The organism is Arsenophonus endosymbiont of Aleurodicus floccissimus, assembly GCF_900343025.1.
Lineage (GTDB): Bacteria > Pseudomonadota > Gammaproteobacteria > Enterobacterales > Enterobacteriaceae > Arsenophonus.
This window is the reverse complement of the sequence record NZ_OUND01000001.1, coordinates 177,145-202,543: the sequence shown is the minus strand read 5'-3', so window position 1 is coordinate 202,543 and position 25,399 is coordinate 177,145. Positions and strand designations below refer to the sequence as shown.

Annotated in this window: 12 protein-coding genes and 11 pseudogenes; 8 read left to right on the top strand and 15 right to left on the bottom strand. The window is 39.5% G+C overall.

The genetic code is table 11. The annotated features are described in order from the left end of the window. Positions 1 to 20 precede the first annotated feature (20 nt). Positions 21 to 1,422 (top strand): annotated as a pseudogene (locus ARADI_RS01075) (pyruvate formate lyase family protein); the annotation flags it as partial. 35 nt (positions 1,423 to 1,457) lie between these two features. Next, positions 1,458 to 2,048, top strand: a pseudogene (pflA, locus tag ARADI_RS01070) (pyruvate formate-lyase-activating protein). 260 nt (positions 2,049 to 2,308) lie between these two features. On the opposite strand, the gene ARADI_RS01065 reads toward pflA, so the two are convergent. The 11 genes and pseudogenes from ARADI_RS01065 to lrp form a co-directional block, all read right to left on the bottom strand. Continuing rightward, positions 2,309 to 2,584: a M35 family metalloendopeptidase gene (locus tag ARADI_RS01065; protein WP_119710879.1), complete on the bottom strand. Its 276-nt coding sequence runs from the start codon at positions 2,582 to 2,584 to the stop codon at positions 2,309 to 2,311. Next, positions 2,565 to 2,876 carry a hypothetical protein gene (locus ARADI_RS01060; protein ID WP_119710878.1) on the bottom strand — a complete coding sequence of 104 codons (312 nt, stop codon included), beginning with the start codon at positions 2,874 to 2,876 and terminating at the stop codon, positions 2,565 to 2,567. The genes ARADI_RS01065 and ARADI_RS01060 overlap by 20 nt, the downstream gene beginning before the upstream one ends. 71 nt (positions 2,877 to 2,947) lie before the next feature. Then, positions 2,948 to 4,124 (bottom strand): annotated as a pseudogene (locus tag ARADI_RS21485) (RHS repeat-associated core domain-containing protein); the annotation flags it as partial. 1,214 nt (positions 4,125 to 5,338) lie between these two features. Beyond that, positions 5,339 to 6,634: a serine--tRNA ligase gene (gene serS / locus ARADI_RS01050; protein WP_119711598.1), complete on the bottom strand. Its 1,296-nt coding sequence runs from the start codon at positions 6,632 to 6,634 to the stop codon at positions 5,339 to 5,341. Positions 6,635 to 6,744: 110 nt separating this feature from the next. After that, a pseudogene (locus tag ARADI_RS16980) lies at positions 6,745 to 7,493 on the bottom strand (AAA family ATPase). A gap of 107 nt (positions 7,494 to 7,600) precedes the next feature. Further along, the gene (locus ARADI_RS16975; protein ID WP_238149057.1) at positions 7,601 to 8,116 is read right to left on the bottom strand and encodes an AAA family ATPase; all 516 of its coding nucleotides are present in this window, start codon (positions 8,114 to 8,116) and stop codon (positions 7,601 to 7,603) included. Then, positions 8,094 to 8,711: an outer membrane lipoprotein periplasmic chaperone LolA gene (lolA, locus tag ARADI_RS01040; protein ID WP_119710877.1), complete on the bottom strand. Its 618-nt coding sequence runs from the start codon at positions 8,709 to 8,711 to the stop codon at positions 8,094 to 8,096. The genes ARADI_RS16975 and lolA overlap by 23 nt, the downstream gene beginning before the upstream one ends. 55 nt (positions 8,712 to 8,766) lie before the next feature. Then, a complete protein-coding gene (locus ARADI_RS20430) occupies positions 8,767 to 9,144 on the bottom strand; it encodes a DNA translocase FtsK (RefSeq protein WP_369406965.1) in 378 nt (125 codons plus the stop codon). 186 nt (positions 9,145 to 9,330) lie between these two features. Continuing rightward, a pseudogene (locus ARADI_RS20425) lies at positions 9,331 to 10,239 on the bottom strand (DNA translocase FtsK); the annotation flags it as partial. A 228-nt stretch (positions 10,240 to 10,467) separates the two neighbouring features. Further along, positions 10,468 to 11,859 carry a DNA translocase FtsK 4TM domain-containing protein gene (locus ARADI_RS22070; RefSeq protein ID WP_369406905.1) on the bottom strand — a complete coding sequence of 464 codons (1,392 nt, stop codon included), beginning with the start codon at positions 11,857 to 11,859 and terminating at the stop codon, positions 10,468 to 10,470. 111 nt (positions 11,860 to 11,970) lie between these two features. After that, positions 11,971 to 12,465, bottom strand: coding sequence for a leucine-responsive transcriptional regulator Lrp (gene lrp, locus ARADI_RS01030; protein WP_119710876.1), 495 nt, complete (start codon positions 12,463 to 12,465; stop codon positions 11,971 to 11,973). Between the two features lie 545 nt (positions 12,466 to 13,010). On the opposite strand from lrp, the gene trxB reads away from it, so the two are divergent. The 5 genes and pseudogenes from trxB to infA all read left to right on the top strand — a co-directional run bounded on the left by trxB (position 13,011) and on the right by infA (position 18,942). After that, positions 13,011 to 13,976, top strand: coding sequence for a thioredoxin-disulfide reductase (gene trxB / locus ARADI_RS01025; RefSeq protein ID WP_119710875.1), 966 nt, complete (start codon positions 13,011 to 13,013; stop codon positions 13,974 to 13,976). Between the two features lie 157 nt (positions 13,977 to 14,133). Continuing rightward, positions 14,134 to 15,907 (top strand): annotated as a pseudogene (gene cydD, locus ARADI_RS01020) (heme ABC transporter permease/ATP-binding protein CydD). Position 15,908: 1 nt separating this feature from the next. Then, entirely contained in the window at positions 15,909 to 17,642 is a 1,734-nt protein-coding gene (cydC, locus tag ARADI_RS01015) for a heme ABC transporter ATP-binding protein/permease CydC (protein WP_119710874.1), read from the top strand. A 28-nt stretch (positions 17,643 to 17,670) separates the two neighbouring features. Then, a pseudogene (aat, locus tag ARADI_RS01010) lies at positions 17,671 to 18,389 on the top strand (leucyl/phenylalanyl-tRNA--protein transferase). A 334-nt stretch (positions 18,390 to 18,723) separates the two neighbouring features. Beyond that, positions 18,724 to 18,942 carry a translation initiation factor IF-1 gene (gene infA, locus ARADI_RS01005; protein WP_119710873.1) on the top strand — a complete coding sequence of 73 codons (219 nt, stop codon included), beginning with the start codon at positions 18,724 to 18,726 and terminating at the stop codon, positions 18,940 to 18,942. Between the two features lie 68 nt (positions 18,943 to 19,010). On the opposite strand, the pseudogene clpA reads toward infA, so the two are convergent. Together clpA and clpS are read right to left on the bottom strand one after the other, a co-directional pair. Further along, positions 19,011 to 21,308: pseudogene (gene clpA, locus ARADI_RS01000) on the bottom strand (ATP-dependent Clp protease ATP-binding subunit ClpA). A gap of 26 nt (positions 21,309 to 21,334) precedes the next feature. After that, positions 21,335 to 21,604 (bottom strand): annotated as a pseudogene (clpS, locus tag ARADI_RS00995) (ATP-dependent Clp protease adapter ClpS). A gap of 355 nt (positions 21,605 to 21,959) precedes the next feature. Here clpS and cspD point away from each other — a divergent pair. Next, the gene (gene cspD, locus ARADI_RS00990) at positions 21,960 to 22,172 is read left to right on the top strand and encodes a cold shock domain-containing protein CspD (protein WP_119710871.1); all 213 of its coding nucleotides are present in this window, start codon (positions 21,960 to 21,962) and stop codon (positions 22,170 to 22,172) included. 82 nt (positions 22,173 to 22,254) lie between these two features. On the opposite strand, the pseudogene macB reads toward cspD, so the two are convergent. Beyond that, positions 22,255 to 24,203, bottom strand: a pseudogene (gene macB, locus ARADI_RS00985) (macrolide ABC transporter ATP-binding protein/permease MacB). Positions 24,204 to 24,207: 4 nt separating this feature from the next. Continuing rightward, a pseudogene (macA, locus tag ARADI_RS00980) lies at positions 24,208 to 25,327 on the bottom strand (macrolide transporter subunit MacA). Between the last annotated feature and the right edge of the window lie 72 nt (positions 25,328 to 25,399).

The following is a 25,399-nucleotide window of genomic DNA, read 5'->3' as shown; positions in this document are numbered from 1 at the left end:
AAAATAAAGGTAAAAATATGATGTCCAAGTTAAATGAAAAATTCTCTGCTGCATGGCAAGAATTTAATCAGGGGAACTGGCAAAAAGACGTTGATGTGCGTGATTTCATCCAAAGCAATTATACTCCTTATGAAGGTGATGAATCATTTTTAGCCGGTGCAACCAAAGCGACTGATACCTTGTGGGAAAAAGTGATGCAAGGGATCAAGATCGAAAATCGTACTCATGCCCCTATCAATTTTGATACTGCTATTGCTGCCACTATTACTTCCCATGATGCCGGTTATATTGAAAAAAAGTTAGAGCAGATTGTAGGTCTACAAACTGATGCGCCACTTAAGCGCGCATTGATCCCCTTTGGTAGCATCAAAATGGTCGAAGGTTCATGTAAAGCCTACGATCGTGAACTGGATCCATCGTTAAAAAAAATCTTTACCGAATACCGTAAGACCCATAATCAAGGGGTATTCAATGTTTATACGCCCGATATTATGAAATGCCGTAAATCAGGTATTTTAACCGGACTGCTAGATGCCTATGGTCATGGCCGGATAATCGGTGACTATCGTCGGGTAGTACTTTACGGTATTGATTTTTTACGTGATAATAAACTAGCTCAGTTCAACTCTCTGCAAAGTAAGCTAGAGCAGGGTGAAGAGCTGGAAATGACCATTCAATTACGTGAAGAGATTGCCGAGCAACACCGTGCGTTAGGTCAAATGAAAGAGATGGCGGCAAAATATGGCTATGATATTTCAGACCAGGCTACCAATGCGAAAGAAGCGGTTCAATGGACCTATTTTGTCTATCTGGCGGCGGTTAAATCGCAAAATGGCGCCGCTATATCTTTCGGCCGTGTTTCTACTTTCCTTGATATTTATATTGAACGCGATCTAAAAGCTGGTCTTTTAAACGAGCAACAAGCACAGGAGCTTATCGACCACTTAGTCATGAAACTGCGTATGGTGCGTTTCCTGCTGCGTACCCATGAATATGACGAGCTATTCTCCGGCGATCCTATTTGGGCAACCGAGTCACTGGCTGGTATGGGTGTCGATGGACCATACCTTAGTGTCGAAAAATACTTATCGTTTCCTCAATACGCTATATACGATGGGTCCTTCTCCGGAACCCAATATGACAATTCTTTGGTCAGAAAAGCTGCCACTGAATTTCAAAAAATTTGCCGCTAAAGTGTCTATTGATACTTCATCAATTCAGTATGAAAACGATGATTTGATGCGACCAGATTTTGACAATGATGACTATGCGATTGCGTGCTGTGTCAGTCCGATGATCGTCGGTAAACAGATGCAATCTTTCGGCGCACGCGCAAACTTAGCCAAAACATTGCTATATACCATTAATGGTGGTATTGATGAAAAATCTAAACTACAAGTTGGGCCTAAAATGCCTGCCATAACCGAGATACCTGGGATACCAACGGTGGTAAACAAATTACCGTCGAAGAATTGATGAAAGAAGTGGTTAGCTACCGCCATTTTATGAATGCTTCCGGTGGCGGGATGACCGCTTCCGGCGGCGAAGCCATTTTGCAGGCTGAATTTATTCGAGACTGGTTTCGCGCTTATCAGCAACAAAGCATTCATACTTGTCTTGATACTAATGGTTTTGTCCGCCGTTATGATAAAGTGATCGATGAATTACTGGATGTCACCGATTTAGTGATGTTAGATCTAAAACAACTGGACGATAGCATTCATAAGAATCTGGTTGGCGTTTCCAATCATCGCACTTTAGAATTTGCCCGCTATCTGGTGAAACGTGGACAGAAAACCTGGATCCGTTATGTAGTGGTACCTAGTTGGTCAGATGATGTCTAATCCGCCCACTTACTAGGTCAATTTACCAGTGATATGCCTAATATCGAAAAAATAGAGCTGTTACCCTACCATGAATTAGGCAAGCATAAATGGCTAGCGATGGGGGAAGAGTACCAGCTGAGTGATATCAGACCTCCATCAACGGAAACCATGGAGCGAATAAAACATGTTCTGCAAGGATATGGCCATAAAGTGGTTTATTAATTTATTCGATGAGCGATAAAAAATCTTGTGATTTAATTTTTCAGTTTTAATAAATAGGGCTTTTTTCATAGTGGTATGAACAGAAAAAAGCCCTAATATTAAAAATAACGCTAAGATTAATCTGCTAATGCCGGCCGATTGATAACAAAGCGTTCGAATTGCTTTCTCCGTTTACTGTCTTTAGACGCTGAATAGGCTAAAAGCGCTGTGGCATAAGAAAAAGAATCTGCATTCATATATACTATTTTCGCAAAATTTTCTTAACCTGATGGTGTCATAACATTTTTATATGCATCAAGTTGATCTTCTTTTGCTAACATTCCTTTAGGCAGAGCATAAAGCGGGATCAGATCCACCCCAGCAAGAATTTTTCCATAGGCATAATCTTCTATATAAAGTGCAGCATGTGAAAATTCATGGATCATAGTACGTGCCATATAATCATCTTCCCCCTTTTCTTTGGCTATGCTCCAGTTTTTCGAATTTATATAGAGAAATTTTGCTTGTTTTTGGGCTTTATATATCTTTTTTTTCATTTAGTTGCATTTTAAATTCATCTTTATCCATAAAGTCTGCATTTTGATAAACTCTTTTTTTAGCATTTCTATATTCCAAATAGAATGAAAGCTTCTCATCCACGATCGCCGCAATAGCATTACCCATTTCATTCTCAGAAGATTTAAGAGCATTTTTATCAACATCATTTTCATTCATCAATTCCTGTACTTTTGCTAAATCTTTACTCCATTTCTGTTTAAGCTCATCAGAATTATCACCAAAAAAAGTAGTCATCACCGCCTCAACCGCCTCAGTATTATCCTTTAGCATCTTTTTACTTGATCAATGATTGTTACACCCTCACTAATACTTTTTTTCACATCTCTTTTTAAAAGCGGTGCCATCCCTTTTTCATCAACTAAAGTGACTGGATTATTTCTACAGAATCGATAGAGATTTAGCCCCAATAGTACCGGCCGGAACAGCACTCAACCAACGCCCCACCCAGAGCTGGTAGTAGCGATAACCGTAATAATAGAGTCCACTGGCATCCAATTCTTTTCCTGAATAGCGGATAGTTTTATAATTGACTTCTAACTGACTGACGGCCAGTAATATCGAGGTGCCGCCATAGGGATAATACTCTTCCTGGCTTATCAGTAGCCTATTTTCATCCACCTCTAGCCGACTGTTGCCTAGCTGATCATCATAACTGTAGCGCAGCTGATCGTTGTTGATCTCCGTTGGTTTACCTGTTGTCCAGTACAGCGCTCGTACTTGCGCTGGTCCTGCCTCACACCCATGGTTGTTATTTCCAGCAGCTCTTGCGCGCCATTACCATTGGTTGTAGTACGCAGTTCAGCACCTGTCAGGTAAATTCACTTGCTGTGTCTGCTCGGTATTACTCTGCTGTCTTACGCTGGTTTTAACCAGTCGTTGACTGTTGGCATCGTAACGATACCATTCCAGATCGGCGGGTTGGTCATTATGGACGGCTAATGTTACCGTTAGTAACTCTCCACGTGGCGTCCAGGTAAGCGCTTGCCTCGATAATAATTGCTGCTGCTGTCCACCTGGGGTAAACAGCCTGTCTACCATAGTCGGATCTTCGGTTAAGCTACTTAATACCGCCCGATTAGTGCGATCAGATACGGTAATATTGACGGTATAATTATTGTTACTGGTCGGGGCACTATGGCGTATTTGCGATAAATTACCACCACTGTCGTAAGTCTAGATTCGGCTATAATTGGCGAAGGTATTACTATCGATCGGAGATGCTGGCGGTAACTGCGTAGTTTGTTGACCAATATTGTCCATTTCTCGGCCGGTAGCTTGCACCAGCTGGTAGAGACTATCATAGCGATAGTGATTTTCCGGCACATTTTCTGATTACGCCAGAAGCGGGTCGCGTTAGCATCATTGGTAATACGTAACACATTACCTACTGAATCATAGTCATAACGCAGATCTTGCAGTATCTTGGCGCCTGCCGTATGGTCGTTCCGTTTTGATATTAAGCAGACGCTGAGTTTCTGGCTCATACCTATAGCTAGTCACTATCCCATTGCCGTGCTCTTCACGTAATTTTTGTACTTTGGCGGCATAGGTTAACAATTTAACAATGACCTGCTCTCGGCCTAATTTTAGTGTCAGCCAGCTACTCATTAACATACTAGCCACGTCATAGGACTGCCGCTGGCGATTACCGATCGCATCGGTAATCGTCAATATCGCACCAGTCGCATCACAGGTATACTGGTTAGTATAAATCGCTGCCGATAACTGCGCATCCCAGTCAGATCCATCCTGTCCCTGCCAGTTAGCAACCAGATTATCTTGTAGTAAGCGACGTGAAGTGGATAACATGGCACCGCTTAAGGCGATGCTATTGATTTGTTCAAGTCCCGCCGTATCATAGTGACGAATACAGGCACCGACTAAATTTAGTTTTTTCTCTGCCTGGCTATTACCAGCCCAGATAAAACGTTCACTGATCTGAGACTCTTTACCTGACTGTTGTTCCGTGATCGACAACAATCGCCCAAGGGAGTCACTATCTTCATACTATCAGTGACAGCGGTATGAGGTGGCATTGACCGCAAAATGTGGCCTTTGAGCAATATCTTTCATTGTCACCGTCATTCCTGCATCAGCACTCTCTACCGACAATACTTCACCACTAAGCGATGCTATGTAGCTGAAATTTGGTTTAACAGTATTATCAGTTTACTGCTGTTGATATAAACGGGGATCTATGCTGCGAGCCAAAAAACCCAGCATATTATTTTGATATCGCGTGATTAACGTCTCGGTATTCTTAGGTGTATCTGGATGGCGATTATATTGAATTTGTCTGATGGCTAGCCCCCTACCATCTTATACTAAGATGGTAGGGGTACTTTTAAATAATGCTGTGTCCATACTGCCTCCTTGGTTTTTGAGTGTTAGATTAACTCAGTAGTAAGGGAAACGTATTTCTTAAACATATTCAATTGATATTTTTTAATTAACTAAAGCATAAACAGCAATAAACTTAATTTAAGCGATTAACAAGAAAAAATTATCTTCTTTGGCACAGGAAATAAATAGAAAACTCACCGTCAAGACTAAAATATGATATCTACTCAGCACTTTTGTCATGGCCGGTCCGCGCAGCAATAAATAAAGCTACTTTTAAATAGTAGCTTTATATTATGTCTGATTACATTTGGCTAATATTCGCCGAATATTACAGACAAGTTTATTTGTTGATCACAAGCGTTGTTATTTTAATAACATCACTCCTTGCGTTAACCAATATACTCTAACTCCTTCATGTAAGGACGTAAAACTTCAGGCACTTCAATCCGTCCATCAGCTTGCTGATAATTTTCCATTACCGCCACCAAGGTACGACCAATAGCCAAACCAGAGCCATTTAAGGTATGCACCAACTGTGGTTTTTTATCCTCTTTATTATGGAAACGCGCTTGCATGCGACGTGCCTGGAAGTCGCTGGTATTTGAACAAGAAGAGATTTCGCGGTAGGTATTTTGGGCCGGTAACCAAACCTCTAAATCGTAAGTTTTACAAGCTGCAAAACCCATATCGCTAGTACATAAAACAATTTTACGGTAAGGCAATTTTAGTAATTGCAATACTTTTTCTGCATGGCCGGTTAATTCTTCCAGTGCCGCTATCGATTTTTCTGGCTCTACTATCTGCACTAATTCAACTTTATCAAATTGGTGCAAACGGATCAGGCCGCGCGTATCGCGGCCATAAGAACCCGCTTCAGAACGAAAACAAGGAGTATACGCTGTCAGGCGGAGAGGTAAACTATCTGCCGCTAAAATTTCATCCCGAACTAGATTAGTCACCGGCACTTCAGCGGTTGGGATCAACGCATATTGCTGATTTGATGCCTGTTCTTCCAATGGTGTGGTATGAAAAAGATCTTCACTGAATTTGGGTAACTGGCCGGTGCCATAAAGGGTGGCATGATTTACTAAATAGGGAACATAAGTTTCCGTATAACTATGTTGTTCGGTGTGTAAATCTAACATGAATTGCGCTAATGCCCGATGCAAGCGCGCAATTTGGCCTTTCATGACCACAAAACGGGAACCAGTAATTTTTACCGCAGCCGAAAAATCTAAACCATCAGTTAATTCACCTAATGCCACATGATCCCTAATGGTAAAATCATATTGACGCGGCTCACCACCCCAACGACTTATTTCGACATTGTCGGTTGCATCGTTGCCATCTGGTACACTGTCATCGGGTAAGTTGGGTAAACTCAAAGCAATATTACGAATGTCATCCTGTATTTGCGTTAGTTTATTTTTAGCACTATCCAGCTCTTCACCTAACTGGTTAACTTGCTTACGTAAAGCTTCAACATCTTCACCGCGCGCTTTTGCTGCACCGATGGTCTTCGAGCGGGAATTTCGTTCTGCCTGCAAGCTTTCTGTTTTAATTTGTAAATCTTTGCGTTCTTGCTCTAGTTTACGCAACATATCTACATCGAGAATAAATCCCCTACGAGCCAGTTTTTCAGCAACTACGTCTAGCTCATAACGCAGTAAATTTGGATCGAGCATGCTTAACCCTGTAAAATTATTATGGTTTAAAAATAAAAACAAACTGTCAGTTTTCTCTGACGCTTAACACTTTTTTAGCCTGATCTGGCTACATTACCCCATTGAGATTTTTAACGATAGCGTTTTGTTAAGCTATTTTGATCCAATTCTGTCAGCCAGGATAATTTTTTGCCAATTTTTCCTTCTAAACCACGATTTGATGGAAAATAATAACGTGTTTCTTGCATCTCGGCTGGAAAGTAATTTTCACCAGCAGCATAAGCATTGAGCTCATCGTGGGCATAGCGATATTCTTGACCTAAGCCCATCTCTTTCATTAACTTAGTCGGTGCATTACGTAAATGAAAAGGGACACATAATCTGGCTGTTGCTTTGCGTCTGTTATGGCGGCCTGAAAAGCCTTATAAACGCCATTACTTTTAGCAGCACAAGCTAAATAGACAATTGCTTGGGCAATGGCTCGCTCTCCTTCCGCTGGGCCAACACGGGTGAAACAATCCCACGCCGCTATCGCAACTTACATTGCTCTTGGTTCGGCATTGCCTATATCTTCAGAGGCAATAGCCAGCAGGCGACGAGCAACATATAAGGGGTCACCGCCAGCAGTGATAATTCGGACATACCAATAAAGTGCTGCATCGGGTGCAGAGCCACGGACAGATTTATGTAATGCGGAAATGAGATCATAATAACGATCGCCTTTATTATCAAAACGAACGCTTCTTTCACCACTAACTTCTTTTAGTAAATTTACGGCTAATATTCGCTGATCTTTATAATTGTTCTCAGCCATATCGACCATCATTTCCAGTAAATTTAATGCTCGTCTGGCATCACCATTGGCTAATTGGGCTATCATATCACGAGTGTCATCGGGCAAAATAATTTTCTGGCCACCATAACTACGTTCTCTATCCTCCATTTCCTGCTGCAAAACCATGAGAATTTCTTCATTAGAAAGCAATTTCAGTAGATAAACCCGCGCTCGTGAAAGTAAGGCTGAATTGAGCTCAAAAGAAGGATTTTCTGTTGTGGCTCCAATAAAAACGTTACCGTACCATCTTCTATATGAGGTAAAAAGGCATCTTGTTGACTTTTATTGAAGCGATGAACTTCATCAACAAATAAAATCGTTCTTCGCCCTAATTGCCGATTTTGGCGGGCAATTTCAATCGCCTCGCGGATCTCTTTGATACCTGAGGTTACGGCTGAGATCTTCTCAATGGCGGCATCCGCATAATAGTGACCGATAATTTCAGCCAGGGTCGTTTTTCCGGTACCTGGCGGCACCCACAAAATCATGGAATGCAGTTGTCCTGAACCAATAGCGCGGGCGAGTGGCTTGCCCTTAGCTAATAAATGTAGCTGGCCAATATATTGCTCTAAGTTGATTGGCCGCATTTTTGCGGCCAATGGTTGAAATTCATTAGATGAAAAATCAAGTGGCAAATTAATCACCTCACCTCCTTGACCTTTGATCATCAACAGTTACACCTTGTGGTGGATCAAATTTAAATTTGCTGTCATCAACATGGCTATTTTGCTGACCTTTGAGCTGGTATGAACTCATCTGGCCATCCCGCTCTACCGCAGTAAATTGTTGAATAGTGCCATCAGGCTGAACAGTAATGGAAAAATGTTTCAAATTTCCCTTATTTTGGGTCGCTGTTAGCAGAAAATCATTATCATTTTGACTAATCTGATAATGTTTCCAATCCTGCGGATCATTACGGGTTATCAACATAAACGGTGTATCCGTCGTTGCCTGACTCAATAAAGTTACCGTAACTTGCTCAACAAAAGGATTATAAAACCAAAGATTAGTACCATCAGAAACTAACCAACTTTCATCCGGCGCTACCATATGCCAGTTAAATAAATTTGGCCGTTTGATCCGTAGCTGACCTTCACCTTGCTGAATTAAATCACCATCAGCGCTGGTCACCTTTTGCGTAAAATTGGCATGAAAACTATTTATTTTATTTAGGCGCATTTGCAGTTCAGAATCTGCATTCGCCCATACCTGGCTAATATGAAAAGTTATCGCTAACAAGACTAATATTATCAATTTTTTCATTAAGTAATGACCTTTTTATCCATCATATTTATTGGTTTTAAGATAATATGTTAAATCAATGTCCTGTTGGTAGTGGTGTTAAGACTTCGCGATTACCATTGTGGCCTGGCTCACTAACGATCCCTTGCGCTTCCATCTGTTCAACAATCCTCGCGGCACGATTATAACCAATGCGGAATTGTCGTTGAACGCCCGATATTGAGACACGTTGCTTTTCCGTCACAAATTGAAGAGCTTGATCAAATAGTGGATCAAGCTCTTCATCACCATCATAACCATTACCACCCTCATCGCTAGCCTTAGTAATGTTATCAATATACTCGGGCTTACCTCTAGCTTTCCAATCTTTAACCACATCATGCACTTCCTGATCGCGAACAAACGCACCATGGACACGAATTGGAATAGAGGAGTTAGGTGGTAAGTAAAGCATATCGCCCATGCCTAATAAAGATTCGGCGCCACCTTGATCAAGGATGGTGCGAGAATCTATCTTGCTTGATACAGTAAACGTAATCCGAGTGGGTATATTCACCTTAATTAAACCGGTAATAATATCAACCGATGGCCTTTGCGTCGCCAAAACAAGGTGAATACCGGCTGCCCGCGCTTTTTGTGCCAAACGTGCAATTAGCTCTTCAACTTTCTTGCCAGCGGTCATCATGATGATTAGCAAATTCATCAACCATAACAACAATATAAGGCTCTTTTTTCAGTACCGGGTGACTACTATCCATGCTATCACCTGGCTTCCAAAATGGATCAGGTATCGGGCACCCCATATACGTTCAGCAGCATTAATTTTATCGTTATAGCCCACTAAATTTCTTACTCCTAAAGCAGACATTAGCTTGTAGCGACGTTCCATTTCATTAACGCACCAACGCAGTGCATTAGCTGCATCTTTCATGTCGGTGACAACTTCGGTCAGCAAATGAGGAATGCCCGCATAAATAGAGAGTTCCAACATCTTAGGATCGATCATGATAAAACTAACATCCTCAGGCTTTGCTTTATACAAAATACAGAGGATCATGGCGTTAACCCCAACAGATTTACCCGAACCAGTGGTACCGGCAACCAATAAATGGGGCATGTTTTCTAAATCGGCGATAACCGGTTCACCTTCAATATCTTTACCTAACACAATGGTTAATGGTGAGGGGTTGTGCCGAAATTTATCACAATCAAGCACTTCGCGTAGGTAAAGCGTCTGACGCTTTCTATTGGGCAATTCTAATCCTACATAAGGTTTACCCGGTATCACCTCGACAATACGTACGGCAGTTGCTGATAAGGAACGGGCTAAATCCCTTGATAAATTAGAAATACGTGCCGCCTTCACGCTAGGAGCTAACTCCAATTCAAAGCGAGTAATAACCGGCCCTGGAGAAAAACTAACAACTTCTGCTTTTACCCGATAATCGCTTAAACGCGCTTCAATTAAACGGGATGTTTGCTCAATTGCAAACATATCAACCGGCTTATTTTGGGCGGGTGGACTGGCAAGTAGGGCTAATGATGGCATCGGTGTCGTAGATTTTGGTAATAGTTGATCACTACGTACCAGAAACGGATGAAAAAGACTTCCCTGCTCGGGTAATGTTTTTTCGACGTTTTGCTTTTTATCCTTAGTAGATAAAGGTATTTCGCTGACCTCTTTTGCTAGTTGCTTCTGCGATACTTCTTCATCTTCTGCCAATGGCCATTTATGCTCAATATGCGGCTGGCTTTCAACTGATGTATTTAATTCTGCCTAATCTGATGTAATCGGTTTGTCTTTGTCATCAATTCTATCTGTTGGCGGATTAAGATTGTTAGATATATCAGTATTATAACGTTTATTTTGCTGCTGCAAAAACTGTTCGCGTAATTTATCTTCATTCCAATCATCAATACTAAACTCAGCACCATCCGGTTGCGTTACTGAATTTTGATAAGCGTTTTGGTCTGCAGCCAACTCCTCCTCTTTTTGTGTTGTTAGACGATTGCCGTAAAGTTCACGTCGGGTTGGTAAACGAACAGGATTAAGACGTGGAAATTCTGGGCCAATTCCCTTTTTAATTTGCGATTTCACTGGGGTGAAAGCAGTACTATGGTCAACCTCGATATCTATTTTTGTTACCGATGATATTAATGTTTCACTTAGATTTGCGGTTTTATCTTGCTCGCTAACTTGAATAACGGTATTAGTATCTATCGGTTTATTTAAATTAACATCATCATCCATTGGAACAAGTATATCTGAAGGTTTGCTAAAGATATCTTCATCATATTTGTCCAGCGCTGCTGATTGAATATCAAAACTAACTTCAGTTTCATCAGACATCAGAGTAGATGTCTTATAACCATGCAATTCATGGTTTTTATTATTGCTCAATTCCTCTTTCGCTAGCTGACTAGTTGGCGAAGGTGAAAAAAGTACATCATCGGGATCGATATAATCTATATTGCTGCCATCGTACAATTTAGCCGGATGAGGTGAAACATAAGCTTCTGTTGTCCGACGCTTGTTATTTCTACGAGTAAGATTAGTGATTAGTGATATGGTTGCTAAAACTAGTGCGCCAATCTTTTCCGCAATCGTCAACCATGACCAACCGGTAAATAAGGTGAAACTAACTGCCCATATACAAAGTAACTCTAAGATTGTTCCTAAAATATTAAACCAAGGCAAGATGGCATTACTAAAAACACTACCAATAATTCCGCCAGAGGAAAAATTAGGTAAATCATCAATATTAAGTGATGCAAGAGCACACGATGTAATTATTAGCGCCAACCCACCGATTAGACGTAAGGAAAAGACAAAAAAATCCAGACAATTCTGGTTATCAATATCTTTAAATACATTCCAACATCCTAACAACATAACTAATGGTATAGCATAGGCTAAAACGCCAAAAACAGAGAAAAGAATATCAGCTGACCAAGCACCAATACCGCCAGCTAAATTTTTAATCGGCTCATTCCAGGTGGTCTGCGACCAGCTAGGATCGGAGGGATGAAAACTTATCAGGGCCACCATTAAAAAAATCGCCCAGATAGTAATTTTAAGTAAAATAATCTCTGTCAGTATCTTGCCATTACTGATCTTTTTTAACTTAATATTTTTGTCTTCTATATATTCCTGGCCCAAAACTAACACTCCAGGTTTTTCCTGTTGATTGAAAGGAACAACGCTGAGTAATGCTCAGCGTTGAAACTATACGCATAAACAGGAGTGTACCTAACTTTTTCCAGTTTTGCATCTATTTGATTAGCGTGTCTTAATGACCAAACGATTACTCTGTTTTACCTCTTCCATTACTACATATGTGCGGGTGTCATTAACACCTGGAAGACGAAGTACAGTCTCTCCTAACAATTTACGATAAGCAGACATATCAGGAACCCGTGTTTTAAGTAAATAATCAAAATCCCCAGAGACTAAATGACATTCCTGAATTTCCTCCAGTTTTTGCACAGCGGCATTAAACTGTTCAAAAATATCCGTAGCACCACGGTTCAAGGTAATCTCAACAAAAACCAATAAAGATGCATCTAGATAGTGTGGATTTAATAAAGCAGTATAAGCTGAAATAAAACCTTGACGTTCCAACCGGCGCACGCGTTCCAAACAAGGTGTTGGTGATAACCCTACTCTCTTAGAAAGCTCTACATTAGAAATACGACCATCCTTTTGTAATTCATTCAGTATGTTCCTATCTATACGATCAAGATCTTTTCCTGGACGCTTTTTGTTATCAATCATTTCGTTATCTCTCTTTTATCTATTTTTTATACCCATTACATTCCCTATTTTCTTTTCTTATGATTGAATTGGAAAAGATGCAATAAGGTTAAACTCCGCCTGACCATTAGTATTTAGTAGTATAATTCATCTTGTAGATAAATCATCTGGTTAGTTTTCAATTTGATAATGAAAAGTAGGATATTTATCTATTTGTTTAAATGATGTTCAATTTCAATTAATAAAATGAGGTAATTAATCCTACAAGATGTTTTCTCAAATACACAACCGATTGTCAAAGATTATGAATAAAAATCAGAACATCATATGGAAACAAATGTCTTATTAATTAATTGTCAATAAGACATAAGGAAAATTCTTAATTTAAAACGTTATTTCACGAAAAATAATCTTTTTTCATGACTTGATGCCTTAATAAAATGTTAAAGACAAGCTAATAAAAATGACTATTCCTTATCATCTTTTAATTCAATTTACTTTTTTTAATTTTTCTAATCTCTTACAATCGCCACATTGAATAAATATTCTTAAAAAATGGAACATCTATGAATACCACCAATCATAGTAAAGTTGTTATTCTAGGATCTGGCCCAGCTGGCTATACAGCGGCTATTTATGCCGCCAGAGCAAACTTAGGTCCAGTATTAATCACCGGCGTTCAACCAGGCGGACAATTAACCACAACCACCGAAGTTGAAAATTGGCCTGGGGATCATTCCGAGTTAATGGGGCCGGTATTGATGGAACGGATGCTACAACATACTAAAAAATTTACGGCAGAAGAAAACATTATTAATGATCACATTCAGAAGGTTGATCTGCGACAACGGCCGTTCCAACTGACTGGCGATAACGGAATATATAGCTGCGATGCACTTATTATCGCTACCGGCGCCTCAGCTCGCTATCTGGGTTTACCTTCTGAAGAAGCCTTTAAAGGTCGTGGTGTTTCAGCCTGTGCCACCTGCGATGGTTTTTTCTATCGCAAACAAAAAGTTGCTGTTGTGGGGGGTGGAAATACCGCTATTGAAGAAGCGCTTTACCTATCAAATATCGCTTCAGAAGTCCATGTTATTCATCGACGTGAAACATTTCGAGCCGAAAAAATCCTTATTCAGCGGATGATGGAAAAAGTAAAAACTGGCAATATTGTATTACATGCCAATTTTACTCTCGATGAAGTATTAGGTGACAATAGTGGTGTCACTGGAATCAATTTACGTTCAACCCAAAATGACAACATAGAGATGCTTTCCGTGACTGGCGTATTTATCGCTATTGGCCATACGCCCAATACAAGTATCTTTGCCGATCAGTTAGTGTTAGAAAATGGCTATATTCAAGTACAATCTGGGACTAAAGGCAATGCGACCCAAACCTCAGTTGAAGGTGTTTTCGCTGCCGGTGATATTATGGATCATATCTATCGTCAAGCGATTACCTCAGCAGGTACTGGTTGTATGGCCGCCCTTGACGCCGAACGTTATTTAGATGCATTATACCGAAAATAAATGTTACAAATTATAATAAGTTAATAAAGTTCTTTATCAGGCGCTGTCGAAATAGCGCCTTTTTAGCTGTAACATACCTATAAAGTTGATATTAGATAAAATTAACATCAACCCGTTGTAATAATTAACTTAACGCCGGTATATAAAAATCATCACTATGGATAAACAAAAACAAACTGAACTGGTCAAATGGTTGAAACAACAATCAGCACCAGCAAAACACTGGCTACGCTTATCCATGTTACTGGGAATTATTAGTGGCCTACTTATCGTTACCCAAGCCTGGCTTTTAGCCACCATTTTACAAGCATTAATTATAGACAATGTACCTAGAGAACAACTATTTGTTCAATTTTCATTACTCATTTGTGTATTTATTGCAAGAGCAATAATTAATTTTATAAGAGAAAGTGTTGGATTTGTTTGTGGCAAAATTGTTCGCCAACAGATCCGTAGCATGGTACTAAATAAACTTAACCAATTAGGACCTATTTGGGTTAAAAATAAACCTGCTGGTAGTTGGGCTACTATCATCTTAGAACAAATTGAGGACATACAGGATTATTACGCCCGCTATTTACCTCAAATGTATTTAGCCGCTATGATCCCGATTATTATTCTGATTGCAATTTTCCCGCTTAACTGGGTTGCTGGCTTAATTTTATTTATCACCGCACCTTTAATCCCCTTATTTATGATATTAGTTGGGATGGGCGCCGCTGATGTTAATCGGCGAAATTTTGTTGCTTTAGCCCGATTAAGCGGTAGATTTCTCGATCGTTTATGTGGACTGGATACCTTACGACTTTTTTTCCGTGCCAACAAAGAAATAAAAGATATTGAACAAGCAACCGAAGAGTTTCGTAAAAGAACGATGGAAGTATTACGGATGGCATTTCTCTCTTCGGCAGTGTTAGAATTTTTCGCGTCAATCTCCATCGCCATTGTCGCGGTTTATTTTGGTTTTTCTTATTTAGGCGAATTGCATTTTGGTAATTATGGCATACCGGTTACCCTTTTTGCTGGCTTTTTGGCTTTGATACTAGCCCCGGAATTTTTTCAGCCACTACGTGATTTAGGCACTTATTACCATGCTAAAGCACAAGCAGTAGGCGCAGCAGAATCTCTATTTACATTATTAACCAGCATAGAACAACCAACACCACTATCGCAAAACAATCAGCTAATGACGCCGGCTCAACCATTAACTATTACAGCACAGCAACTAGAAATTTTTTCTCATGACAATGTACGCCTAGCTGGCCCGTTAAATTTTACCCTATTGCCAAACCAATGCATCGCGTTAGTCGGCCAAAGTGGAGCTGGCAAAAGTTCATTACTAAATGCATTACTGGGTTTTCTACCCTATTGTGGATCGCTAACGGTTAATGGAATCGAACTTAGGGATCTCGATATGACTGATTGGCGCAAACAACTTAGCTGGGTTGGCCAAAATCCCCATTTACCCGCACAAACCATCATTGACAATATACGTCTCTATTCAGCCGAAGCTTCCGCAGACGCAGTTAATATTGCAATGGAAAATGCTTATGTAACCGAGTTTATTAATCATCTACCAGCGGGAGTTGATACCCAAATTGGCGAAAATGGCGCTCACTTATCCGTTGGACAAGCACAACGAATTGCTGTTGCTCGCGCGTTATTAAACCCCTGTCATTTGCTTTTATTGGATGAGCCTACGGCAAGTCTTGATATGCAAAGTGAGCAACGTGTGATGACAGCACTTAATACGGCCTCTACTAAACAAACAACCTTGCTGGTTACACATTTATTAGCAGAAGCTGCCGCATACGATCAAATATGGGTGATGGAAAATGGTTTAATTATTGAACAAGGCACACAGGAGCTAGCTAAGCCAGACTAAAGGAGCTTTTAGCCGCCTGCTAACTTATCGCGCGGAGGAGATATAATATGCGTGTACTACTCCCTTTTCTTGCGCTATATCGTCGTCATTGCTTACTACCTAATCTTGGCATTATATTAACCATTGTTGCGGTACTGGCGAGTATTAGTCTACTGACTCTATCAGGTTGGTTTTTAGCCGGAACGGCACTTGCAGGCGCTGCTGGACTGTATACCTTTAATTATATGCTACCAGCAGCAAGCGTTCGTGGCTCAGCAATTATCCGTACTGCAAGTCGTTACGCCGAACGGTTAGTTAACCACGATACAACTTTTCGTGTCTTAGCACATTTAAGGGTATTTACATTTCAAAAACTATTCCCGCTTTCACCTGGCGCTATCTCACACTATCGCCAAGGAGATATCCTTAATCGTCTGGTAGCTGATGTTGAAAGCCTTGATCACTTGTATCTACGGGTGCTTTCTCCCATTTTTGCTGCTTTGGTTATTACTATTTTACTCACTTTGGCATTAAGCACATTAGACTTATTTCTTGCCCTTACACTGGGCACAATTATACTGTGTTTGCTGATTACCTTACCCTGGTTTTTTTATCAGGCGGGAAAATCTATTGGACACGATCTCACTATATTTCGCAGCCAATATCGCGCTTGTTTAATCAATATTATTCAGGCAAAAGCGGAACTAACTGTTTTTGGGGCATTACCTCGTTTTCGGCAAGTATTGACCGATCTAGAAACCAATTGGCTAAAACGCCAACAACAGCAATCTAACTTAACCGCGCTATCACAATCTATTATGATTTTTATCTCCGGCCTTACCGCAACCCTAATAATGTGGATGGCAGCAACTGGTGTTGGTGAACAGCATAAGCCCGGTGCGCTTATTGCTCTGTTCGTCTTTTGTACCTTAGCTGCATTTGAAGTTCTTGGGCCGGTGGCGGTTGCATTTCAATATTTAGGGCAAGTGGTTACTTCAGCAAATTGCTTAATGGAGTTAATTAATCAGAAGCCGGCCGTGACATTTCCCGCTTCAGATATAACGACGAATAATCAGGTTGACATCAAATTGCAAAAAGTACACTTCAGTTATCCTCAACAACCGCAACCCACATTAAAAAATATCTCTTTAACACTCAATGCAGGTGAACATGTTGCGCTACTAGGTAAAACTGGTTGTGGTAAATCTACGCTGTTACAATTATTAACCCGTGCATGGGATGTCAGCTCAGGCCAGATCTTGATAAATGGCCACCTAATTAATCACTATAATGAGAAAACATTACGTAAATTAATGGCGGTAGTTCCACAGCGAACACATATTTTTAGTGATACTTTACGTAATAATCTGCTAATAGCGAAAGATGATGCAAGTGATACCTTACTGACAAAAGTAATAAAACAAGTCGGTTTAGACAGCATGATTAAAAATCAAGGGCTAGATAGTTGGATCGGTGAAGGTGGCCGACAACTTTCAGGTGGCGAACAACGGCGATTAGGTATCGCAAGAGCCCTACTTTATGATGCGCCAATAATTTTATTAGATGAGCCGACTGAAGGATTAGATGCAAAAACTGAAAAACAGATACTAATTCAATTGCAACAACACTGCCACAACAAAACTTTGTTAGTTATTACCCATCGCTTACAGGGTCTGGAAAAAATGGATCAAATATATGTTATGGATGATGGAAAAATTATTGAGCAAGCGACCCATGAAGAACTATTACAACTGAAAGGACGCTATTTTCAATATTATCAAGCTCAAATAGTACTAACATAATTACAAAATTAGTTAATAGGACGGTTATATGTTTCAGCTTGATGATGGATCCTATATCTTTCCAGCGCCCGAATATGCTCTACATGAACCCAATGGTTTACTAGCCATCGGCGGTGATATGGCTGTTGGTAGATTACAATCTGCCTATTATGAAGGGATTTTCCCTTGGTTTAATCCAACGGAAATCCCATTATGGTGGTCGCCAGATCCACGTGCAATTCTCTTGCCAGCAGAAATACACATTAACCGAACAACTAAAAAAAGAATGAGAAAAACCGCTTATGCCATTACGCTAAATCATGACTTTGAACAGGTTATTGCCGCCTGCGCACAACGGCAAGAAGGAACCTAGATCACCCACCAAATAATAGAAACCTATACTGCTTTGCATCAGCTGGGCGTTGCTCATTCCGTTGAAGTTTGGCACAATACAAAATTAATTGGTGGACCATATGGCATCAATATTGGTAAAATTTTTTGTGGTGAATCGATGTTTAGCCATGTTACTGACGGTTCTAAATATGCACTTATTGCTTTTTATTACCATTTCCTGCGTTTCGGTGTAAAACTGTTTGATTGTCAAATAATTAATGCATATACCACCTCTTTAGGTGTGAAAGAGAGATCCCTCGGGTACAATTTTTAAATTATCTCTATCAATATCGCGATCAACCTATCGATAAAGCATGTTGGCTAAAACAAACCATAATTTTACCCAGTACAGCAGAAATTAATCATTTTGAATGATTAACTAAAAAATATTTTTCTACTTAAACAAAGGCAACAGATAGCATAGCTGATTTAGCATTAATTTGAAGATATAAGTGGCAGAACCATTCATTCTATTGCAAACTAAGTTAGATGGTTGGCAATGATATTATTATATTTTATTTTTTTATCGTTCGCGTTGTTCAAACCATATACTTGTTGTATATTTTTGTACTATTAAGCTTTAATGCTGTAATTTTCGTATCTTGATAAAAAGAAAAAGTGACTTTAAACTCTACACTCCTTTACATAAGGAGGGTTTTTCGGCATTATCTTGCCCGTAAAAAACTTGGTGATTAACTCAGAGGATTAGATGGCCAAAGAAGACAATATTGAAATGCAAGGTACAGTACTAGATACTCTGCCCAATACCATGTTCCGTGTTGAACTAGAAAATGGACACGTAGTTACTGCGCATATTTCTGGCAAAATGCGTAAAAATTATATCCGTATTCTGATGGGCGACAAAGTGACTGTCGAGTTAACACCTTATGATCTGAGTAAAGGCAGAATCATCTTTCGTAGCCGTTGATCGCCTCTTCTCTCAGGCGCTTGCCATAGACGATTGGAATATCATCTATGGTTATAAACCATCTGTAATTAAATTATTGCATTCTCTGGTTTAGTTTTGTGCATACCTTCAAAATGATAAGTTAATTTTTGCGTCTTCTTATTCAGATCGATCTTAACAGCACCACCGTGACTCAACTGCCCAAACAAAAGTTCATTAGCTAAAGGTTTCTTTAGATTATCCTGGATCACTCTTGCCATCGGCCTGGCTCCCATCGCCTTATCATAGCCTTTAGCACAAAGCCATTGACGTGCCGCATTACTGATTTCAATTGACACACCTTTTTCATCAAGTTGCGCTTGTAACTCAACAATAAACTTATCAATAACTTGAGCAATAACTTGAGCAATAACTTCTGGTGTTAAACCATTAAACCAAATTATACCATCCAATCGATTACGAAACTCAGGCGCGAAAATTCGTTTTATCTCTGATAATGCATCGGTACTATTATCCTGCTCAGTAAAACCAATCGATTTACGTTGTGTTTCTTGCACACCCGCATTAGTAGTCATCACCAAGACAACATTACGAAAATCAGCCTTACGGCCATTATTATCGGTTAAAGTACCATTATCCATCACTTGTAATAAAAGATTAAATACATCAGAATGCGCCTTTTCTATTTCATCTAATAAAACGACCGAATAAGGATGTTTTATAACCGCATCTGTCAATAAACCACCTTGATCAAAACCTACATATCCTGGTGGGGCACCAATTAGCCGACTAACTGTATGATGTTCCATATATTCTGACATGTCAAAACGCAATAATTTAATATCTAATGCCTTTGCCAGTTGCACAGTGACTTCTGTCTTACCGACACCTATTGGCCCAGCAAATAAAAATGCACCAATAGGTCTATGGTCACTACCTAACCCTGCTCGATTCATTTTAATCGCTTCGCTGAGGGTTTGAATAGCTTGCTCTTGGCCAAATACCAGTAATTTCAATCTATTATCTAAATTTTTCAATCGCTCTTTATCGCTAGAAGAAATTGTTTTTTCAGGAATACGGGCAATGAGGGAAACAACTGATTCTATCTCCTGTACCCCAATTATTTTTTTACGTCGGTTTTGTGGCATCAAACGCGTTCTTGCACCCGCTTCATCAATAACATCAATTGCTTTATCTGGTAAATGGCGATCTGTGATATATTTTACTGATAAATCAACCGCAGCTTTAATCGCTTTAGGACTATAACGAACATTATGATGAGCTTCATACTTAGCTCGTAATCCATTAATAATCTGTACCGTTTCGTCATCAGAAGGTTCGACGATATCAATTTTTTGGAATCGTCTTGCAAGCGCACGATCTTTCTCAAATATATGACTAAATTCTTGGTAGGTAGTTGAACCGATCACCCGGATCAGGCCACTCGATAGTAATGGCTTAATCAGATTAGCCGCATCAACTTGTCCGCCAGATGCCGCACCAGCACCAATAATCGTATGGATTTCATCAATAAAAAGAATACTTTTTTCATCTTTTTTTAACACATTTAATAATGCTTTGAAGCGCTTTTCGAAATCACCACGATACTTAGTACCCGCTAGTAGTGAACCGATATCCAGGGCATAAATAGTGCAATCTTTCATTACTTCCGGGATATCATTTTGTATGATACGCCATGCTAGCCCTTCCGCAATCGCTGTTTTACCTACCACAGATTCACCCACTAATAGCGGATTATTCTTTCGCCGCCGACAAAGAACCTGGATCGTTCTCTCCAGTTCCAGCTGACGCCCAATTAAAGGATCAACTTTGCCGGCTTTTGATAATTGGTTAAGGTTGGTAGTAAAGCTATCCATACGTTCTTCAACGCTAATAGCTTCTTCATTCTGATAAGCAATATTAATAGAATCGGAATAGCTATTATCAGCCTCACTACCTTTGACCATGCCATGAGAAATAAAATTAACAACATCAAGCCGACTTACATCATGTTTACGCAATAAATAGGCAGCTTGAGACTCTTGTTCGCTAAATATAGCAACCAGCACATTAGCACCAGTAACTTCATTACGCCCAGATGACTACACATGAAACACGGCACGCTGCAATACTCGCTGAAAACTTAACGTAGGTTGAGTATCCCGACTATCATCCTCAGGCAATAATGGTGTTGTTTGTGAAATAAAATGCTCCAATTCCTGTCGCAATACTACAAGGCCAACTTTGCAAGCTTCTAAGGCTTCCCTGGCCGATGTATTACTGAGTAACGCCAGCAATAGATGCTCAACCGTCATAAATTCATGCCTGCTATCTCTTGCCTTGGCAAAAGCTACATTAAGACTAAGTTCAAGTTCTTGGTTAAGCATAATCACCTCCCTATAAATTAGTCTAATCAGACTTCTTCTATCGTGCAAAGTAATGGATATTCATGTTCTCTTGCATAAATATTAACTTTCGCGGCCTTTGTTTCTGCAACCTCAACAGTATAAACCCCACAGATCCCTTTCCTGTGAAAATGAACATCCAACATAATTTGTGTGGCTTGCTCTTCATCAAAAGAAAAGTATTTTTTTAACACTTGTATTACAAAATCCATTGGTGTGAAATCATCATTATTCAAAATCACCTTATACATTGAAGGTGGTTATAAAGCATGTTCCACTTGTTCCTTGAGCCTGACATCCGTCTAATAATCTGATTAACACTCACTCATTATGTAAAAATCCAGTTAAATATTTTAATTATACATTTTTTTTGATTATTCTTAATTTATCACTTTGATCCTATTTGTGACCAATTATCCTTTAAAAAGTAAGTAATAAAAAAACAGTGACCTATAGCGTTATCTAAATCAAATTTTAGCAACTGAACCAGTTTCTACGAATAGAGTACACTTGACGCCATATATCTTTTTAATACAGTATATTTTATGAACAAACAATTTTTAGTTCGCTGCAATATGAAATGAGCTGTTCACAGGCACTTGTTTGATAAAACCCCATTATGAAGGATGATGTATGGAGACAGGTACAGTTAAGTGGTTTAATAATGCTAAAGGTTTTGGCTTCATCTACCCCAAAAATGGTGGCGAAGATATCTTCGCACACTATTCCAGTATCCAGATGGAAGGGTACCGTACATTGAAAGCTGGACAAAAGGTCAATTTTAGTTCAACTAAAGGGCCTAAGGGTAACCATGCCAGCCTTATTATCCCTGTAGAAAATGGATAGGTTGGTTTTCATTGCCTTTAATCATTTGCTATTTTAATTATTGCTCCCAAACTTCTTTTGGGAGCATATAAATATTTATTACTTATTCTCTTGCCAAAGCATCTACTGGATTCAACTTTGCCGCGTTGCGGGCGGGTAAAAAACGAAAAATGAGGCCAATGATGGTTGAGCAAACTAAAGCGCAAAGCAGTGGCATTAGGCTAAAAGCAAACTGCCAATCTGGTAATAGTAAGCGAGCAATAAGCGCCACGATATAAGAGAGCAAGATCCCTAAAAAACCGCCAAACAAACAAATAAAAATTGCCTCTATCAAAAATTATTGCATAATATCGCTATTTCGAGCACCGATTGCTATGCGAGTACCAATTTCTTTCGTCCGTTAGGGGTTACTGAAACCAGCATGATATTCATCACACCGATACCACCGACTAGCAAGGAAATAACCGCGACTAATGTTAAAAATAACTGTAGCGTATTGGTCGTTTTTTCTATCGTTTTAATCAATGTATCGAAGTTGTAGGTAAAAATATCCTTTTTTCCATGTAATACCGTTAATAATCGTGTCAATTGTTGCTATGCTTCTAACGAGTTATACCTCTGTTTGATTCTAATATAAAGATTATCAAAATAAGAGCCATTCATCAGACGACTACTCATCGTAGTATAAGGCATCCAGATCTGTAGCATATTGCTATTGCCATAAACTGACTTCTGCTCAGCTGCCAGCCCAACAATAGTAACAGGCATATTACCGACTAATATTATTTCACCAACAACCTGTTTCTGTTTAGGAAAAAACATATCCTTGGTATTTTAATCAATAACAATTACCTGTCCATGGTGCTTAACCATATCGCTGGTGAAAATTATGCCTTCGCTCATTGACATGGCATAAACATCAAAATATGACTCTCCAACGCCAAATGCACTTGCTGCTGAATTCCGATTGCCATAACATAAGCGAACATTAGTACTCATTTTACCTGATATAGCAAAAACATATGGTTACTTTTGTAGCCCATCCACATAGTTTATGGTCAGCGCCCGTCTATCTTCTGGGCTGACGTCACTAAATCCTTTACCAGGAAAGACCGTAATAGTATTTGTTGCAATTGACTGAATATCAGCTAATACCGATCTTTTGGACGCATTGCCAATAACAAGAATACTAACGACCGAGGCAATACCAATATTGATGCCAAGCATAGTGAGTAATGTGCGCATTTTGTTAATTAATATCGCTCGCCATGCCATTAGTAACTCTTCTCTAAACTGATTAAGTCGTTGCGTCATTGAAATTTGCTGCTTTTTAGCAGAGAAAATCGGCGGTAATATTTTTGTTGGCTTGCGTTGCACAGAATGATGGATAATTTCGCTATTTTTAATTTCAATTATCCGCTCTGCCTGCGCTGCTATCTGCATATTATGGGTAACCAAAATAACAGTATATCCCTCTTGGTATAGCTGTTTAAGAATAGCAGTAACTTCATCACCGGAATGGCTATCAAACGCCCCCGTTGGCTCATCAGCTAAAATAATTTGCCCACCATTGATCAATGCCCGAGCAATACTGACCCTCTGCTGTTGGCCGCCAGATAATTGTGTCGGATAATATTTAATTCGGTCACTCAAACCAAGGCGCGCTAATAATCCAATTGCTCGTTTACGGCGCTCTTGCTGGCATGTACTGGTATAAATAGCCAGAATTTCAACATTCTGTTCGGCAGTCAAATAAGGCAACAAATGATAACATTGGAATATAAAGCCACAGTATTCGCGGCGTAAAACAGAAAGCTGCCCGTCATCCAGCTCAGCTATATTTTGCCAAGCCAGATAGTATTCACCATAACTTGGTTTATCTAAGCAACCAAGAATATTCATTAAAGTTGATTTGCCAGAGCCTGAAACGCCAACAATTGCTACCATTTCTCCTGTGTTTATGGTCAAAGAAATATTTTTTAGTACCTTTACCTGTTGTTCACCTGTTCGATAATTACGACCGATATTACTCAATTCAAGTAATGCACTCATTCCTTCATCCTTTTGCTATCTTAGAGTTAGTAATTACTAAGTCACCTTCAGCAAGACCGGAAACAATTTCTGCATCAATATAATTTTGGGTAGCAACTTCGACTCTCCTTTCCACCTGTTACCCATTTTGTAGTAGTACAACAATATATTGATTATTAGCAACATTTTCTCTCAAGGCAGATAGTGGTAAAAGCAATACATTTTTATGTAATGCAAGTTGAATTTTAATTTGTGTAGTCATTTGTAGTTTTAAAATATGATGCGGATTGGGTACTTCAAAGCGTGCATAATAAAAAATTGCATCATTAACTTCTTCCGGCGTAGGTAAAATATCTTTCAAAACTCCAGCAAAAGTTTTACCCAGTGCGCCAAGAATAGTAAAAGAAGCTTTTTGCCCCGGTTTAAGATTAATAATGCCAGCTTCAGAAACTTGTGCTTTTACTAACATTGTATCCAAATCTGCTAATGTCATGATAATTGGCGCTTCTTGGGAAGCGATTACCGTTTGTCCCTGAAACGTTTTAATGTTAGTAACAATCCCACTTAATGGCGCAGTAAGATGGGTATATTTCAAATTAGTTTTAGCTGTATTTAACGAGGCTTGATTACGATTAATTTGGGCAATATAAATTTTTACCCGCGCTTTTTTAACCGCAACATCAGTTTTAACTCGATCAAACTCCTGCCATGAAATAGCCTAATGCTTTGCCAAATCGACATAGCGCTGATAAGTCATTTCTGCTAATTTCAATTCAGCCTGCGCTAAGGCCAAATTAGCTTGATGTTCACGCAGCGTCTCCTCTGATTCTTTAACAACATTTTGCGCCTTTTACGGATCGATTACCGCTAACAAATCCCTTTTTTTTACCATATCCCCCTCTTTTACATAAAGGGTCTGTAACTGGCCACTAACCTGATCGCCAACACCTACCTTACTCAACGCGTCCAGCTTACCCGTGGCAAAGTACATGTTTTTCGATATTTCCTCTGATAACGGGTACAGTTTGATAATTTATTTTTTTGGGTAAATTAATTATATAAAGCATCACAGCGGTGATGATAATAATTAATTTCAACATCAGAAAAATTAATAAACGCTTTTTTTGATTGCGAAGAAATTTCATACTAAAAATACCTTTTTTAATATGGAATAGGTTAAAACCCTATAAGAGCCCCTGCTGCCTCGACTAAAACCA

Bases quoted from the DNA above. Each gene is read 5' to 3' on its own strand.
- ARADI_RS01065 (WP_119710879.1), bottom strand. From the start codon at position 2,584: ATGAAAAAAAAGATATATAAAGCCCAAAAACAAGCAAAATTTCTCTAT.
- ARADI_RS01060 (WP_119710878.1), bottom strand. From the start codon at position 2,876: ATGCTAAAGGATAATACTGAGGCGGTTGAGGCGGTGATGACTACTTTT.
- serS (WP_119711598.1), bottom strand. From the start codon at position 6,634: ATGCTCGATCCAAATTTACTGCGTTATGAGCTAGACGTAGTTGCTGAA.
- ARADI_RS16975 (WP_238149057.1), bottom strand. From the start codon at position 8,116: ATGATCAAAGGTCAAGGAGGTGAGGTGATTAATTTGCCACTTGATTTT.
- lolA (WP_119710877.1), bottom strand. From the start codon at position 8,711: ATGAAAAAATTGATAATATTAGTCTTGTTAGCGATAACTTTTCATATT.
- ARADI_RS20430 (WP_369406965.1), bottom strand. From the start codon at position 9,144: ATGCTTTACTTACCACCTAACTCCTCTATTCCAATTCGTGTCCATGGT.
- lrp (WP_119710876.1), bottom strand. From the start codon at position 12,465: ATGATTGATAACAAAAAGCGTCCAGGAAAAGATCTTGATCGTATAGAT.
- trxB (WP_119710875.1), top strand. From the start codon at position 13,011: ATGAATACCACCAATCATAGTAAAGTTGTTATTCTAGGATCTGGCCCA.
- cydC (WP_119710874.1), top strand. From the start codon at position 15,909: ATGCGTGTACTACTCCCTTTTCTTGCGCTATATCGTCGTCATTGCTTA.
- infA (WP_119710873.1), top strand. From the start codon at position 18,724: ATGGCCAAAGAAGACAATATTGAAATGCAAGGTACAGTACTAGATACT.
- cspD (WP_119710871.1), top strand. From the start codon at position 21,960: ATGGAGACAGGTACAGTTAAGTGGTTTAATAATGCTAAAGGTTTTGGC.